Origin of the sequence: Marinobacter lutaoensis (assembly GCF_001981305.1) — a bacterium.
In the GTDB taxonomy this organism is placed as follows: domain Bacteria; phylum Pseudomonadota; class Gammaproteobacteria; order Pseudomonadales; family Oleiphilaceae; genus Marinobacter; species Marinobacter lutaoensis.
The window spans coordinates 39,558-55,376 of record NZ_MSCW01000005.1 but is presented as its reverse complement, the minus strand read 5'-3'; the positions used below and the strand labels follow the sequence as shown (position 1 = coordinate 55,376).

Annotated in this window: 13 protein-coding genes, 1 tRNA gene and 1 pseudogene; 9 read left to right on the top strand and 6 right to left on the bottom strand. The window is 64.0% G+C overall.

Going from position 1 to position 15,819, the window contains the following annotated elements; genetic code table 11:
- Nucleotides 1–60 precede the first annotated feature (60 nt).
- The 3 genes and pseudogenes from BTO32_RS06495 to BTO32_RS06485 all read left to right on the top strand — a co-directional run.
- Nucleotides 61–609 carry a hypothetical protein gene (locus tag BTO32_RS06495; protein WP_076723821.1) on the top strand — a complete coding sequence of 183 codons (549 nt, stop codon included), beginning with the start codon at nt 61–63 and terminating at the stop codon, nt 607–609.
- Nucleotides 606–1,793: an iron-containing alcohol dehydrogenase gene (locus BTO32_RS06490; protein ID WP_076723820.1), complete on the top strand. Its 1,188-nt coding sequence runs from the start codon at nt 606–608 to the stop codon at nt 1,791–1,793. The genes BTO32_RS06495 and BTO32_RS06490 overlap by 4 nt, the downstream gene beginning before the upstream one ends.
- Nucleotides 1,794–1,916: 123 nt before the next feature.
- Nucleotides 1,917–2,663 (top strand): annotated as a pseudogene (locus tag BTO32_RS06485) (substrate-binding periplasmic protein); the annotation flags it as partial.
- 24 nt (nt 2,664–2,687) lie between these two features.
- Here BTO32_RS06485 and BTO32_RS06480 read toward each other — a convergent pair.
- Both BTO32_RS06480 and BTO32_RS06475 read right to left on the bottom strand, forming a co-directional pair.
- Complete coding sequence (locus tag BTO32_RS06480) at nt 2,688–5,168, bottom strand: ABC transporter permease (RefSeq protein ID WP_076723818.1); 2,481 nt, start codon at nt 5,166–5,168, stop codon at nt 2,688–2,690.
- Nucleotides 5,168–5,854 (bottom strand): ABC transporter ATP-binding protein, encoded by a 687-nt coding sequence (locus BTO32_RS06475; protein ID WP_139339032.1) that lies wholly within the window; start codon nt 5,852–5,854, stop codon nt 5,168–5,170. The genes BTO32_RS06480 and BTO32_RS06475 overlap by 1 nt, the downstream gene beginning before the upstream one ends.
- 96 nt (nt 5,855–5,950) lie before the next feature.
- On the opposite strand from BTO32_RS06475, the gene BTO32_RS06470 reads away from it, so the two are divergent.
- A complete protein-coding gene (locus BTO32_RS06470; RefSeq protein ID WP_076723816.1) occupies nt 5,951–6,598 on the top strand; it encodes an arylesterase in 648 nt (215 codons plus the stop codon).
- On the opposite strand, the gene BTO32_RS06465 is transcribed toward BTO32_RS06470, so the two are convergent.
- Nucleotides 6,587–7,558 carry a YheT family hydrolase gene (locus BTO32_RS06465; RefSeq protein ID WP_076723815.1) on the bottom strand — a complete coding sequence of 324 codons (972 nt, stop codon included), beginning with the start codon at nt 7,556–7,558 and terminating at the stop codon, nt 6,587–6,589. The genes BTO32_RS06470 and BTO32_RS06465 overlap by 12 nt on opposite strands.
- Nucleotides 7,559–7,630: 72 nt before the next feature.
- Here BTO32_RS06465 and BTO32_RS06460 point away from each other — a divergent pair.
- A tRNA-Asn gene (locus tag BTO32_RS06460) sits at nt 7,631–7,706 on the top strand.
- 48 nt (nt 7,707–7,754) lie between these two features.
- Here the strand turns inward: BTO32_RS06460 and BTO32_RS06455 are convergent.
- Nucleotides 7,755–9,044 carry a M18 family aminopeptidase gene (locus BTO32_RS06455; protein ID WP_076723814.1) on the bottom strand — a complete coding sequence of 430 codons (1,290 nt, stop codon included), beginning with the start codon at nt 9,042–9,044 and terminating at the stop codon, nt 7,755–7,757.
- A gap of 67 nt (nt 9,045–9,111) precedes the next feature.
- On the opposite strand from BTO32_RS06455, the gene BTO32_RS06450 reads away from it, so the two are divergent.
- Together BTO32_RS06450 and BTO32_RS06445 are read left to right on the top strand one after the other, a co-directional pair.
- On the top strand, nt 9,112–9,597 hold the full coding sequence (locus BTO32_RS06450) for a hypothetical protein (protein ID WP_076723813.1): 486 nt from the start codon (nt 9,112–9,114) through the stop codon (nt 9,595–9,597).
- 102 nt (nt 9,598–9,699) lie between these two features.
- Nucleotides 9,700–10,305: an outer membrane beta-barrel protein gene (locus BTO32_RS06445; RefSeq protein ID WP_076723812.1), complete on the top strand. Its 606-nt coding sequence runs from the start codon at nt 9,700–9,702 to the stop codon at nt 10,303–10,305.
- Here BTO32_RS06445 and rlmKL read toward each other — a convergent pair.
- Nucleotides 10,293–12,482: a bifunctional 23S rRNA (guanine(2069)-N(7))-methyltransferase RlmK/23S rRNA (guanine(2445)-N(2))-methyltransferase RlmL gene (gene rlmKL, locus BTO32_RS06440; protein WP_076723811.1), complete on the bottom strand. Its 2,190-nt coding sequence runs from the start codon at nt 12,480–12,482 to the stop codon at nt 10,293–10,295. The two genes, BTO32_RS06445 and rlmKL, sit on opposite strands and share 13 nt — an antisense overlap.
- 344 nt (nt 12,483–12,826) lie before the next feature.
- Here rlmKL and rmf point away from each other — a divergent pair, with 344 nt between their 5' ends.
- Entirely contained in the window at nt 12,827–13,036 is a 210-nt protein-coding gene (gene rmf / locus BTO32_RS06435; RefSeq protein WP_076723810.1) for a ribosome modulation factor, read from the top strand.
- 184 nt (nt 13,037–13,220) lie between these two features.
- Here rmf and BTO32_RS06430 read toward each other — a convergent pair whose 3' ends face one another.
- A complete protein-coding gene (locus tag BTO32_RS06430) occupies nt 13,221–14,252 on the bottom strand; it encodes a quinone-dependent dihydroorotate dehydrogenase (RefSeq protein WP_076723809.1) in 1,032 nt (343 codons plus the stop codon).
- Between the two features lie 382 nt (nt 14,253–14,634).
- On the opposite strand from BTO32_RS06430, the gene BTO32_RS06425 reads away from it, so the two are divergent.
- A complete protein-coding gene (locus tag BTO32_RS06425) occupies nt 14,635–15,813 on the top strand; it encodes a cation diffusion facilitator family transporter (RefSeq protein WP_076724146.1) in 1,179 nt (392 codons plus the stop codon).
- Nucleotides 15,814–15,819: the final 6 nt, after the last annotated feature.

The window sequence follows — 15,819 nt, the reverse complement described above, 5'->3', positions numbered from 1 at the left end:
ACTTTTAGAGCAATAACTCTAAAAATCATGAAAACCAACAACAAACCATGGACAAACCCCATGCTGCTCAAACGAATCCAGCCAATGGCGTACCATGCCCGCCGCTTGTACGTGGAGCTGATGTTCCAGGTGATGGGACGGGCGTTGCAGGCCGTCAGTGAAGTGGACGAAACGGTCAGACGTGAAGCCCGCGCCCTGCCGGCGGGCCTGCTGTTCGAGATGATGGTGATGCCGGACGGGCCCCGCCTGGTGGTGGAACACACCGGAGACGGCCATTTCCTCTACCATGGCAGCCAAGCCCCGCGGGCAGTGGACCTGTCGATCCAGTTCAAGCATATCGCCCATGCCTTCCTGGTGCTGTCGTTTCGGGAGAAGACCGCCGTCGCCTTCGCCAACGACCGCATGCTGGTGGACGGCGAGATCAGCCAGGCCGTCCGCATGACCCGTGTGCTCAACCGGCTGGAATCCTTCATTCTGCCCAAACTGGTGGCCCAGAGGGCAGTCAAGGAGTACCCCAAAGAACTGCGCCTGCCCGAGAAGCTGCTCAGCGCTGCCCGCATTTACCTGCGGATCGTCACCCACCTGTTCCAGACAGCGAGAACATCATGAGCCAGAACTATTACGAGTTTTTCTGCCCGGTCAAGGTGATCGCCGGCAAGGCCGCCCTTGAGCACCTGCCCTACGAGCTCACCAGCCTGGCTGCCCGCCGGCCGATGATTGTCACCGACAAGGGCGTGCGCGCCGCCGGCCTGCTGGACCCAGTCATCGCCGCCTGCGAGGAAAGCGGTCTTGAGATCGTCAGCACCTATGACGACGTACCGCCCGATTCCGCCACCCATGTCGTGCGCGATATCGCCGCCATCTACCGCCAGGAAAAATGCGACGCCATCATCGCCGTGGGCGGCGGCTCGGCCATCGACACCGGCAAGGCTGTCAACATTCTTGTTTCCGAGGGCGGAGACGACCTGGCCCAATACAGCGGCGCCGGCGTGCTCAAGCACCCGCTCAAACCCTTTTTCGTGATCCCCACCACTGCCGGCACAGGCTCGGAAGTCACCTCGGTGGCGGTGATCACCGATGAAACGAAGGGCGTGAAGCTACCGTTCTCATCCGCGTTCCTGCTGCCGAACGCGGCCATCATCGACCCGAGGATGACCCTGACCCTGCCCCCCCACATTACCGCGGCAACCGCCATGGATGCCCTCACCCACGCCACCGAAGCTTATACCTGCCTGGCCAAGAACCCGCTGAGCGATGCCTACGCCACCGCTGCCATCCGGAAAATCAGCCAGTCGCTGCTCACGGTCATGGACAACCCCAAGGACATCGAGGGACGTCTGGAGCTGGCCCAGGCATCCACCATGGCGGGAATCGCCTTCTCCAACTCCATGGTGGGCTTGGTGCACGCCCTGGGGCATGCCACCGGCGCCATTTGCCATCTGCCCCATGGCCTGTGCATGAGCCTGTACCTGCCCTACGCCCTGGAGTACAACCTGGATACCATCCGCGCTCCCCTGGGGGAGCTGCTGCTGTACCTGGAGGGCCCGGAGGTCTATGCCGCCACGCCGGGGCACCGCCGCGCGGAAGCCAGCATCGCCGCCATCCGCAAGCTGCGGGACCAGCTGTACAAACGATGCCAGCTGCCCCGTACCCTCAAGGAAACCGGCAAGGTACTGGAAAGCCAGCTGGACGCCATTGCCGAGCTGGCTCTGGACGACGGTTCGATCATGTTCAATCCGAAGGAGGTGACCCTCGAGGACGCCCGGGAAGTACTGCGCCGGGCCTGGGCCTGACATCGGCTCGGCCGGCCAATTGCAATGGCCGGCCGATATGGGGACAATGGGCCAACGAACGAGGCAGGGAAGCTGCAGGGTTATCTATAACGTCAAACATCCATCGCCCTACAGAGTCACGCGATGCTAAACGGTTCCCCTTCCCACCTGGCCAGGGCTTTCCTGTGTCTCCTGGCGCTGGCCTCCGGGCCGGTTTTTGGCGCCGGCGACGACGTCCCGGTGCTGCGTTTCAACGTGTCCCCCAATGGCTACCCACCCTACCTGATCGTCAAGCAGGACCGGGCCTCCGGTATCATGTGGGATGTCATGGAACGGATTGCCTCCCGCCTTGGGTATCGTTTGGTGGCGGAACGCATTCCCAGAAAGCGGGTGGACCAGATGCTGCTGGACGGCTTCATCGACGCCACGCCCAGGGCCCGGGAATGGACCGCGGAACCGGACAAGTTCCTGTTCACCGATCCGGTGGTCCACATTGAGGAAGTGTTTTTCGTTCCCAGCCAGTCGCCTCTGGAATACCAGCAACCGGAGGACCTGTTCTCTCGGACGGTGGTCACCCATCTGGGCTACTTGTACCCGCCATTGGAGCCCTACTTCCAATCCGGCAAGATCCAACGCTTCGACGTCGCCCGGGACCGGGACATGTTTACCTACCTGGTATACGGCAACCAGTTCGATGCGGCGATTGCCGATCGTCTGGTCGGTAAGTGGATTCTCCGCCAAGAGGGCATGCAGGACCAGTTCCGGTCGTCGCAACACTCCCTCAGCCATTACGGATTCCGGATCATGCTGCGGCAGGACTGGCAGGCGTTCGCCGACGCCTTCAACCAGGAACTGGCGCGCATGCGCGAAAACGGCGAACTGGACGCCATCCTCGCCAACTACCGCTGGACCGGGTTATTCCAGGCGCCGGAGCAGCAGCATCGGCGACACGTTGAGCACCGGCCGCAGCTGCCAGCGGCCGAACAGGGCCACCACCAGCGCGCTCACCAGGGGCACCGGCAAAACCACCGACCAATGCCACCGGAAACCGCCCCCGAACAAACGGGCCTGGAGCGCATAGACCGCCGCCTCCGCCGCCAGCACCCCCATCGTTCCCGCCAAGCCGCCCAGCACGGCAAATTCCAGCAGGGTGCTGTTTACCAGCAGGGAACGCCGTCCCCCCAGTGTCCGCAGCAGCGCACCCTCCCGTTGCCGGTCCCGGAGCGTGGCGCCCACCACCGCCGCCATCACCACTAGGGCGGCGGCCAGCACCAGCGCCAGAATCGCTTCGATCGCCCGGGTAACTTGGCGCACGATGTCCTGGATCCGGCTGATGATGTGATCGATTTCCAGCACCGACACGGTCGGGAACTGCCGGGTGAAGTCGTTCAGGGCAGTCTTGGCCTGCGCAGGCAGGTAAAAGCTGGTGATCCAGGTGGCCGGTAGGCCCTCCAGCCCGCCCCCCGGCGGAAACACCATATAAAAGTTGGGTTTCATACTGTCCCACTGCACCGTACGGATGCTGGTGACCGGTTCGGTGATCCGCTCGGCGCCGACCACGAAGGTCAGCTCATCCCCCAAGGACAAACCCAGCCGCTCCGCCAGCTGGGACTCCACCGATACGCCCCGGACCTCACCGGGTTCGAACCAGTGCCCCGCGACCAGGTCGTTGTCTTCCGGCAGCGTCGCCATCCAGGTTAGGTTGAGTTCCCGGTTCAACGCCCCGATGCGTTCATCCTTGCCAACCGCCTCCTTCACCGGACGGCCGTTCAGCTCCACCAGACGCCCGCGCACCATCGGATACAGTGCCTCCAGCGGCCGCCCCCGCTCGCGCCAGAAGTCCGCCACCGAGTCCACCGCATCCGGTGCAATGTTGATCAGGAAATGATTGGGTGCCTCGTCCGGCAGCTGGGTCCGCCAGTCATCCAGCAACGAGGTACGCACCAAAATCAGCGTTACCGCCAGCATCAGCGTCATGGCGAACACCGCCAGCTGCGACAAGGCCGCGCTCCGATGCCGGTACAGCCCCACCAGCGCCAAGCGCCAGCTGGTGCCGCCGCCCCGTATCCGGCGCAGCAGGGCAATGAGCCCGCCGCCGATCAGAACCAGAACCGCGAGAAGCAGCACCAGGGCGCCCAGCAGCGACGCCACCAGAGCCAGCTCGCCTGCGTACAGCCACACCAGCCCAAACACCGCGATCAGCGCCAGTGCCACGTCTGTCAGCAGGTCCCGCCCGGACTCCCCGGGCTGGCTGCGCAACACCCGCATCGCGGGCACCCGGCGCAACCGGCGAATCGGCGGATAGGCAAAGGCGAACAGGGACACCACCGCGGTCAGCAGCGCCGGCAGCAACGCCTGCGGCGCCAGCTGGATATCAACGGGGCGTTCCAGCACCTCCGACAGCAGGGAAGCCAGCAACCAGAACAGGGGCAATGCCACCAACACGCCACCGACGATGCCCACCAGTCCCCACACCAGCAGGCGACGGAGGTAACGCCGGGCAATGCCCGGGCCGTCCAGTCCCAGGGTTTTCAGCAACGCCACGGTGTCGCGCTGGGACAAGGCATACTGACGGCTGGCCACGGCAACCGCCACGGCTGCCAGCAGCACCGCTAAACTGCCGCCCAGCAGCAGAAAGCGCTCCGCCCGTTGCAGGGACCGGGAAAAGGTTTCGCCGTCCCGCACGCTCTCCCACTCATGGCTGGGCCCCAGGCGCGGTTTCAACCATTGGTAATATGACGCCAGGGCGGTGTCGTCGCCGGCAAACAGATACACATACTCGACCCGGCTGCCGGTCTGGATGACGCCGGTGGAGGCCACGTCGTCCAGATGCATCATCACCCGGGGAGCCAGCGCCGACAGCCGAAAGCCACCGTCCGGTTCCCGGATCAGCAGGCCGGTCACCTTGAGCGCACGGTTGCCCACCTCCAACGTATCGCCAATGTTCAGCCCCAACAGCCGGAGCAGGCGGGGATTGATCCAGACTTCCCCCGGACCGGGGCCACGGTTCACCGTCAGTCGGGGCCCGTCGGGCCGCCGCTGCATGTCGATGTCGCCCCGCAGCGGATACTCGTCACTGACGGCTTTCACCGACACCAGCTGAAAGCCGTCGCCGCCAAACACCATGGTGGAAAACTCAACCATCCGGCCGGTGGCCAGCCCGCGGGCGCGGGCCTGTTGCAGCCACTCATCGGGGATCGGCCGTCCGTTCTCCGCCTCCAGCTGCCGGTCCGCCGCCAGGAAAGCGCTGGCGGAGCTGACCAGGGTCCGCTGGAGCTGATCGGCGAACAGAGCGATGGTGGCGACCGTGGCCACGGCGATCACCAGTGCCGCCAGGACCACCCGGACGTCCCGTTCCCGCCAGTCCCGGCGGGCCCATGCTCCGTTGCGCGCCATTACGGAGCCTCCCCGCCGGCGACCGCCGGCTCCGACAACCGGCCGGCCTCAATGTGCAGCTGGCGGCCACAACGGGCCGCCAGTTGTTCGTCATGGGTCACCATGACCAGGGTGGTCCCCTGCTCCCGGTTCAGCGCCATGAGCAGATCGGAGACGGCCTGACCGGTGCGGTTGTCAAGGTTGCCGGTGGGCTCGTCCGCGAACAGTACCACCGGATCACAGGCGAAGGCGCGGGCGATGGCAACCCGCTGCTGTTCACCTCCGGACAGCTGTCGTGGGGTGTGATGCAGGCGATCCCCGAGCCCTACCCGTTCCAGCAGTTCTCGGGCCCGCGATTCCGGCGCCTCCTGCCCAGCCAGCTCCAGCGGCAGCAACACGTTTTCCAACGCGGTGAGTGCCGGCAGCAGCTGGAACGACTGGAACACGAACCCCACCCGCTGCGCCCGCAGCCGAGCCCGCTCGTCCTCATCCAGCTCACTGATGACAGCGCCATCGAGCAGGATTGAACCCTCGCTGGGGGTGTCCAATCCGGCCAGCAACCCCAGCAGGGTGGTTTTGCCGGAACCGGAACGCCCGACAATTGCCACCGACTCACCACGGAGAATCTCCAGGTTGACCCCCTCCAGGATCGTCAGCGTATCATGGGCCAGGGCCACGCGATGGCTGAGGCCGGTCACTTTCAGCATAGGAACGTCCGACTCCGCCTGTGTTTTGGTCATCTGGTTCACGGAAACTCCCGTTGATTACCTGTCCTGTATTCAGATAGGAGACGAAGCCCCCTCATGCATACGCACGTAAGGCCCGCCCGATTCATCCTGCTGCTGTTCCTGCTCGTCACTCTACCGGGGCTGGCCGGCGCCCGTACCCTGCTGGTTCTGGGCGACAGCCTCAGCGCCGGTTATGGCATCCCCGCCGAGCAGGCCTGGGTCCAGCTGCTGCGCGCGCGGCTCGAACAGAAACGGCTGGACTGGTCGGTGGTCAACGCCAGCATCAGCGGCGAAACCACCGATGGCGGCCTGCGCCGATTACCCGGGCTGCTGAGCCGGCACGAGCCCGGGATCGTAGTGATCGAACTCGGCGGCAACGATGGCCTGAGGGGATTCCCGCCCCAGGTCATCGAACAGAACCTGGCCCGAATGATCGAACTGACCCAGGCCGCTGGTGCCCGGGCGGTCCTGGTGGGCATGCAGATTCCGCCCAACTACGGCCAACGCTATACCCGGGCTTTCGCGGAACTCTATCCCCGCTTGTCCGACCGCTACGATGCGCCATTGGTTCCCTTCTTTCTGGAGGGCATCTACGACCAGCCGCCGCTGATGCAGGGCGATGGCATTCACCCTACCGCCCAGGCCCAGCCCAGGCTGCTGGACAATCTCTGGCCGGTGCTGGCGCCCCTGCTGTCCCCTGCGCACCAGGCGTCAAGCGACTGACAGCCGACCGATAAAATGCAGGGCCCGCCGTTCCGACCAGTACAGGCCGTCCCGAGCGTGTTCCACGAAGCCGACATGGCCACCCCAGCGGGGAGACTCGAAGCGCAGGTGACGCCCCAGCACTCGGGTGGATTCCGGAAAGCAGCCTCGGGACAGAAACGGATCGTCCGCCGCGTTGACCATCAGCGACGGCACCCGGATGTCCCGCAGTCGTGGCAGCGCCGAACACTGGGCCCAGTAATCACGGGCATCACGGAAGCCGTGCAGGGGCGCGGTGAAACGGTCGTCGAACTCATGGAAGCTGCGAATGGAGCCGAACCCCTCGACGTCGATCAGGCCGGGAAACGCCTGGGCTTTCTGGCGCATCTTGCCATGCAGGTCCTTCAGGAAACGCTGCATGTAGATGCGCCGGCTGGGGCGGGCCAGCACCTCCGCGCTGCCGGCCAAGTCGCAGGGCACCGAGAAGGCCACGGCGCCGCAGATCCGGCTGTCGACGCGTTCCCCCTGCTGCCCCAGATACAACAGAGTCAGGTTGCCTCCGAGGCTGAAACCCGACAGCAGAACGGTCCGGTAGCCCTCGCCCAGGGCGTGGGAGACCACGAGCCCCAGGTCGTCGGTGGCGCCGCTGTGGTAAAACCTCGGCTGCAAGTTCATGTCACCGCCGCAGGAGCGGTAGTTCCAGGCCAGCACGTCCCAGCCGGCAGCCAGCAGAGCCCGGGCCAGGCCCAGCACATAGGGGCGCTGGCTGTGGCCTTCCAGACCATGGGAAATGATCGCCAGACGCCCGGCCCCCTGGCGGTACCAGTCGAGATACAGCCGGTCGTCATCCGGTGTCGCCAGCCACCGCCGTTCCGGAGCCCGAAGCGACACCGAACGGAACAGCGTCGGCCACACCGACTGCACGTGACCGTTGCGCAGCCAGACCGGGGGACGATAGCGTAAGGTCTTGCTTCTGTACAATTTTCAGCCCTTTCATCCAGGGGTTGACGAGGCCGGATAAAGCGCTTAATATGCGCGCCACTTCGACGCTGTTCCCCGATAGCTCAGTTGGTAGAGCAACGGACTGTTAATCCGTTTGTCGCTGGTTCGAGCCCAGCTCGGGGAGCCACCGAATTCCCAAAAGGCCGCTGTTCACCAGCGGCCTTTTTTCTTTCCCTCAGAGCACCACCGGCCGCTGCAGGAATTCAACCAGTACCCGGAACAGCGTGTGGCCGTCCTCGGCACCGATCAGCTCACGAATCGAATGCATACCAAACTGCGGCACGCCGATGTCCAGCGTCGTCACGCCCAGGTTGGCCGCCGTCAGCGGACCGATGGTACTGCCGCAGGCCATGTCGCTGCGCACTACGAAGGTCTGGTGCGGCAGGCCCAGCTCGTCGCTGATCAGGCGATACAGGGCCGCCGAGCGGCTGTTGGTGGCGTAGCGCTGGTTGTGGTTGACCTTGATCACCGGTCCCCGGTTCAGGATCGGGCCATGGTTTTCGTCGTGCCGATCGAGGTAGTTGGGGTGCACGCCGTGGGCATTGTCGGCGGAAATCATCATGGAGCGGGCCAGCGCACGCCCCCTGGCCGCGCCCAGCCAACGATCCAGCACTGCACTCAGGAACGGGCCCTGGGCTCCCTCGGCGGACATGCTGCCGACTTCCTCGTGGTCATTGCACACCAGCAGCGCCGGCTGTTCGCCCGAGGTGTGGATCAGAGACTGCAGGCCGATGTAGCAGCTGAGCAGATTATCCATCCGGGCCGAGGCGATGAACTCCCCGTGCAAGCCGACAAACCCGGCTTTCTGGGTATCGTAGAGGCTGAGCTCGTAGCCAAGAATCCTGCGCGGGCACACCCCGGTTTCTTCGGTGACCTGACGTTCCAGCAGATCCTCGAAGCGGGTGGCGTCCCCCTCCGGAGCCTGCATCAGAACCGGAGGCAGATCGGTCTGCGGATTCACGCTGCGATTGCTGTTGGCCTCCCGGTCCAGGTGAATGGCGAGGCTCGGGATGAACGCCACCGGCCGGCGGAAATTCACCAACACATCCCGGACCTGGCCGGACGCCTCCTGCAGCGTAACCCGTCCGGCCAGGGACAGGTCCCGATCAAACCAGGGGTTGAGCAAGGCACCGCCGTATACCTCGACGCCCAACTGAAAGTACCCCTTGCGCCGCAGCACCGGATTGGGCTTGACCTTCAGGCAGGGACTGTCGGTGTGGGCTCCCACCATACGCACGCCCTGCGCCGCCGGGTCCCCAGTGCCGGTGCGGAAAGCCACCAGGCTGGATCCGTTGCGAATCACGTAATAGCCGCTATTGGCCGCCAGCGACCAGTCCTCGCGCTCGTCCAGCGCCTGGAACCCGGCCTCGTCCAGCTTCGCCTTCATGGTTGCCACGGCGTGCCATGGCGTTGGCGACTGGTTCAGAAATTCGAGCAAACCTTGGTTGAAATCAGCGTGTTCCATGATGCCCCTGATTGATTGATAATGGCCGCTCCAGTATACCAGTCGTTCATCAACACCGGAGACAACCTTGTCACTGCCCCGATTCCTCGACATTGAATACTGTCAGACCGACGATGCGCTGTTTCCCGTGGCCATGGCTTGGTCCCTGGCGGACGGTCGCATGAAAACCGTCGTGATCGCGCCGGAGGAAAGCTGGCTGCCGGACGACGGCGACCTGGGCGATGTCGACCTGTTCTACCTGCGGGAACAGGGCGTGCCGCTGATCGAACTGGCCCGGGAACTGCACGAGGACCTGCCCGACGAAACCGTATACGTCGACGGGCTGGACCCGGACGAGATCCTGGTGGACCTCATCTTCGGCGCGGTGCGCCAGGAAGCGCCCTTTGAAATCGCGCCGATCAGCGACCTGATTACCCACCGGGACGCCCATGCTCTGGAAGACCGGCGCCGGCAACTCCTGTTCGAGGAAGGGCTGGAGCCGCAGCTGCCGGAAAACGGCGTCTACGCCCTGCTTCTACTGGCAAAGGAAGAAGGGCTGCTGGAGGGTTATTGACCGTTTCCGGTCACCGGGAAGTGTGACGCGGATCCACGTAACATACCGTTACACACGGCAGAATCGGTGCCTGTGCTCAGCATCTCAGGAAACCGAAACGCCATGACCCAGGCCCCCCATGCCGGCGCGCTCGCCCCGCTCCTTCTGGTCGCGACCCTGATCAGCCCCGCCGCCGACGCCCAGGACACCCCGCCCCGTTCGGACAGGCACTACATCGGGCTGCTGGCCACCGCCATCAACCACCGCACCATCGGCCCCTATTCGGAGCGTGCCTGGGGCAACGCCAGCACCCTGGTCATCGGTGGTCATCTGACCGATCTGTTCCACGCCGAGATCCGTCTCGGCGCCGGCATTCAGGACGCCGAGGTCCCGGACAGCGATCTCAGCCTGTCCGTGGACTATTACGGCAGCTGGTACCTCGGCCTGCACTACCCGGTGACCGACTACGCCAACATCTACGGCCAGTTCGGCTTTTCCTACGTGCGGGGCAGCGCCCACCTCGGACACCCGGAGGACAGCCGGAACAGCCCCTACCGTGCACTCGATGACGTTCCGGAAAGCGCCTTCAGCACCGGCTGGCTCGCGGGGCTCGACTTCCAGGTCATGATCAACACCTACCTGGTGGTCGAAGGCGGCAAGCTGTTCAAGGACACCCGCAGCAATATCGACAGCTTCCAGTTCTCGGGCGGGCTCCGTTACGAGTTCTGATCACGCCTCCTGTGGCGGATGTGCCAGCAGCGGTGGATGCGGGGGTTACGCTGGAAATCCCGGTCGAGGGTTTGCCGGGACACCTCCCGAATCTCGAATTCCGCCTCCAACTCCCCGGCCAGCTGAAACCGCCGGAAGTTGTTCGAGAAAATCAGCAGGCCGTCATCCGCCAGTCGGCGCATGGCCCCCCGCACCAGGGCGACATGATCGCGCTGGACATCCAGCACGCCGTCCATGCGGGCCGAATTCGAGAAGGTGGGCGGATCCATGAAGATCAGGTCGAACATCTGCCCCGGCTGCGGCGGCTCGGCCAGCCAGGCCAGACAATCCGCCTGCTCCACCCGGTGCGCCCTTGGGTCGGCCCCGTTCAGCGCCAGGTTCTCCCGGGCCCAGTTCACATAGGTTTTCGATAGGTCCAGGCTCAGTGAGCCTGAGGCTCCGCCGACAGCGGCGTGTACCGTGGCGGCACCGGTGTAACAAAACAGGTTGAGAAAACGGCGGCCCCGGGCGTGTTGCTGGATCCAGTGGCGGACCGGCCGATGATCCAGAAACAGGCCGGTATCCAGATAGTCCCGCAGATTGACCCGCAGCGCACAGCCATGCTCGTGCACCGTGAAGAATTCACCGGTGGCATCCTGCTTCTCGTACTGGCGGGTGCCGGTCTGGCGCTGGCGCTGCTTGCACACCATGGCCGCAGGCTCGACCCCCAGCACCTCCGGTATCACCGCCAGCGCCTCCGACAAGCGTTCACGGGCCGCCCGGGCGTCGACGGATTTGGGGGCAACGTACTCCTGCACGTGCACCCGCCCTTCGTACAGATCCACCGCCAACGCGTATTCCGGCATGTCGGCATCGTACAGACGGTAACAGCCAATCCCCTGCTTGCGGGCCCACTGACCAAGGGTCTTGAGGTTCTTGCGCAGCCGGTTGCGCAGCATCTCGGCGCGGGCCTCGTTGACGATGCGGGGCCGGATCTCGCCGGTTTCGTCCGGGTCCACCGAGGGTCGGAGATTTTCCTCCGTCACCTCGAACAGCAGCAGCTGAGTCGGCAGCTTGCCGTTAAAGAAGCGGTACTGTTTGAAGCTGCGCAGGCCAATGGACTTGCCGAACTCGGGCACGCCGGTGAACACGCCCAGCCGCCACCCGGGCAACGCGTTCCGGGCGGCTTCGCCCAAGGCGCGGTAGAGGCCGGACAGCTCGGAGCGCTCGCCAAGCCGCTCGCCATAGGGCGGGTTGGTCAGCATCAGGCCGCGATGGGCGTGCTCGCCGTCAAGCCGAAACTCCGCCACCGGACGCGCCTCCACATGCACCACCCCGTCCAGGCCGGCGCGCTGAATATTGCGCCAAGCGGTGGCGATGACCCGGGAGTCCTGATCGTAGCCGACGATCTTCGGCAGCCGCCTCTGGCGACCCTCATGTGCTCGACGCTCCGCCTCCTGCCGCAGTGCCAGCCAGGTCTCCGGCTGATGCCCAAGCCAACGCTCGAAACCAAAGTGTTCCTGACGCCGCCCCGGGGCGATGTCCAGCACCATCATGGCCGCTTCGATCAGCAGAGTTCCGGAGCCGCACATCGGGTCCACGAAATCGCCCCCCTCGGCGGCAATTTCAGGCCATCCGGCCCGCAGCAGCAAGGCCGCCGCGAGATTCTCCTTCAGCGGCGCCACGCCCTTGTCGGTCCGGTAACCCCGCATGTGCAGGCTGTGTCCGCTCAGGTCGATCCCCAGGGACAGGCGGTCCCGGGTCAGGCGCGCGGCCACAGTGACATCCGGCTGCCGGGTTGCCACCGATGGCCGCGGCAGGCCAGCGGCGCGAAAGGCGTCGACAATCCCGTCCTTGACTCGCTGGGCACCATACTGGGTGTTGCGGATGACACGGTTCTGCCCAAAGAAGGACACCCGGAAGCTGCCCTGGGCGGGAATATGGGACGGCCAGGGCATCCCCAGCACGCCCTCATAGAGGCGTTCGTCGCGGCTGGCGTCCACCTCCGCCAGGTGCAGCACCACACGATTGGCCAGGCGGGACCACAGGCAGGCCCGATAGCCCGCCGCCAGATCGCCCTGGGCCCAGACACCAGCCGGAGCGTTGCGGGTGGGCTCCAACCCGAACGACTGGAGCTCGTCGGCCAGCAGGTACTCGACGCCCTTGGGGCAGGTTACAAAAAAGACACAGTCGGACAAGGAGGTCTCCTGGTGTTCAGTAAGGGTCAGGCTAAGTTTCCGATTTCGCGGCCATTCTACCGCTAACGCGTCATTTTTATTTCATCCACCTATAAGAGAAGCGTCATCTAGATGAAATAAATAGTGTACAGCCGCCGAGGGTTCGTTCTACCTTGTAATTGACGCGTCGTTCCGGAGGCCTGAAAAGCCTCCGTTAACAGGATCCTGACGGCTCTGGCCAGAACTGGCAATAGGGGGATGTCTCCGTGTGACACACGACAAGGACCCATTGTCATGGCCTGGGCTGGGTACGCGGGTGTTGGGTACCGGCACCCCACTTCTGTTAACCATCAGTGAGGGACGGCATGAAAAGACAGAAAAGAGACATGTACGCTCGTGCATTCAAGCGGGGATACCTCGCCGGCGTGTCCGGTAAATCCAAAGACAGCTGCCCGGTCGAACAGCCGGATGTCCGGCAGGAATGGCTGAACGGGTGGCGCGAAGGCCGACAAGACAACTGGGAGGGCATGATCGGCGTCTCCGGAATTCACAAGCTGGCCACCATTACCTCCTAGACCTCCTAGCTAAATGGTGGCCCGGTCCAAAACCTGATCTTTTTGAACTCAACGCAACACACAAACGAAGCAGTTCAACGCAGTCACCAAGCAACCCAAACGGGGCCTCCCGCCCCGTACCATGCGAGGAAGCGCAACGGGGTTTATTCCCTGCAAGGGCCCGCTAGGCGGGCCCATCCTTTTTCTACTCGGCCGCCGTCAACGCCCGCCGGATGGCTTCCACCGACTCCCCGATCAGGGTCGGCCCCCGGTAAATGAACCCCGTGTAGAGTTGCACCAGCCTGGCTCCGGCCCGCACCTTCTCCGCTGCACTCTCGCCATCGGTAATGCCGCCAACCCCAATGATCGGCAGCCGATCCCCCAGCTCCGCGTACAGGCCCCGAATCACCGACAGCGAGGCATCCCGAACCGGCGCGCCGCTCAAACCGCCGGCTTCCGCCCCATGACGGTGCCCGGCCACCGCTTCCCGGCGAATGGTGGTATTGGTGGCGATCACACCGTCCAGCCCCGTTTCCAGCAGCGCGCCCGCCACAAAGCGTATGCCCGCTTCGTCCATGTCCGGAGCGATTTTCACGGCAATGGGTACGTACCGACCGGTCTGTTGCTGGGAGCGCCCCTGCTGTTCCTTGATGGCCGACAGCAGACGCTTGAGGGAGTCACCGAACTGGAGATCCCGGAGTCCCGGAGTATTGGGAGAGGACACATTGACGGTGATGTAGTCCGCCACCGGATACACCGCTTCGATTCCGGCACGGTAATCCCGTTCCGAATCCTCGTTGGGGGTGTCCTTGTTCTTGCCCACATTAATTCCGAGGATGCCCTGGTAACGGCGCCGGCGCACTCGTGTCAGAAGATGCTCCAGCCCCTCGTTATTAAACCCCATGCGATTGATGATGGCTTGATGCTCCGGCAGCCGGAACAGGCGCGGCTTCGGATTGCCGGGCTGCGGGCGCGGTGTCACCGTACCCACTTCGATGAATCCGAAGCCGAGGTCACCCAGGGCATCCAGGTGGTCCGCATTCTTGTCCAGCCCAGCCGCCAGCCCCACCGGATTGGGAAACTCCAGCCCCATCGCGCGAACCGGACAGGGTGCCACATCCGGCGTCAGGGCGCGCAGCAGACCCAGTGTGTGGGCCAGGTCCAGTGCGTTCAGGGCCAGGTTGTGTGCGGGCTCCGGCGGGAGTCGGAAAAGCAGAGTGCGAATCAGACCGTACATCGAACATCTCCCAGAAAAACAGCTGCGGAGTATACCGAAAGTTTTCCACAGCATCCCCTGTTGCGTTTTTTTTGCGCCTAAATGACTGACACATTAACTTCCCGTGACCTTTTCCACGGATTCTGTGGATAACCCTGTTGAAAATCCCGGGGCAAGCGTTGCGATCCCTTGATAACCGCGCCAGTCTACAAATTGGTCATTTTTTGATCAGTCAAATTAACCTTTATTTTCAGCAAGTTACCAATGTCAAGACGATTCAGACCAACAACGAGCGATTCTTGGGCCAAAGTCACCGAACTGCAACCATGTGCATAACACCGCGCGTGATCGGACGGAGAGGGTTCCAAAAACCGGCGTCTTTAGCGATATACTGCGAGGGTTCATCTCCGAAACCACCCCCGCGACAGGAGTCCCCTTGAGTCCCAGCCAGCAGCACACCCTCGCAGAGGAAAGTCACGCCGCCACCCGGGTCACCCTCATCGGCATGGTACTCGATGCCGCGCTTGGCGCCCTGAAAGTGGTGGCGGGCGCCCTGTTTCACTCCCAGGCACTGATCGTCGACGGCGTACACTCGTTTACCGATGTGGCATCGGACTTGGTCGTGCTCGCGGTGATGAAGGTTTCCCGGCAGGCACCGGACGACAACCACCCGTATGGCCACCAACGCATCGAGACCTTCGGTACCCTGCTGCTGGGCAGTATCCTGATCGCGGTGGGCGCAGCGCTGGCCTGGGAAAACGTTCTGCGCCTGCTGGAAGGCGGACTGGACACGGTTCCGGAATGGCCGGTGCTGGTCGCCGCCGGCCTGTCGGTGGCCGGCAAGGAGTGGATCTACCGTTACACCCGCCGTGTCGGCGAGCGTATCCGTTCCGATCTGATCATCGCCAACGCCTGGCACAGCCGCACCGATGCCTTTTCCTCGGTCGTGGTACTGGCGTCCACCGCCGGTGCCATGCTCGGGTGGATCTGGCTGGATGTGCTGGCCGCCATTGTCATTGCCGTCATCATCGTCCACATCGGCTGGAAATTCACCTGGGATAGCGTCAAGGAGCTGGTGGATACCGGCCTGTCCCGGGAGGACACGCAACGGCTTCGGGCCATCGCGCTCGGCACCGAGGGTGTACGCAATCTGCATGAGCTGCGCAGCCGGCGGATGGGCCACGACATTCTGCTGGATGTTCATCTCGTAGTCCCCCCCGATATCAGCGTGTCCGAAGGCCACCAGATTGGCATGGAAGTGGTGGCACGGATGCGCGAGGCCCTGCCGGGCATCCGCGACATCAACTTTCACATCGACACCGAAAACGACGAGGCGAACCCGGCCGCCAACCACCCGGCCCCGCCCCGGGGCGAACTCAGGGCACTGCTGTCGGAAACCCTGGGCCGGGATCTCCCGGGCGACCACCGCCTGCGCCTGCACTACCTGAAAAACAGGGTCTACATCGAACTGTTTTTCGACAGCCAGGAGCAGGCCGAGGGAGTCAGCTGCGACACCATTCACGACAGGCTCGCACACCACCCCTGGTTTGGCAGTGTGCGCATCTGGATCGCCGGAGGCTGAGGCGGC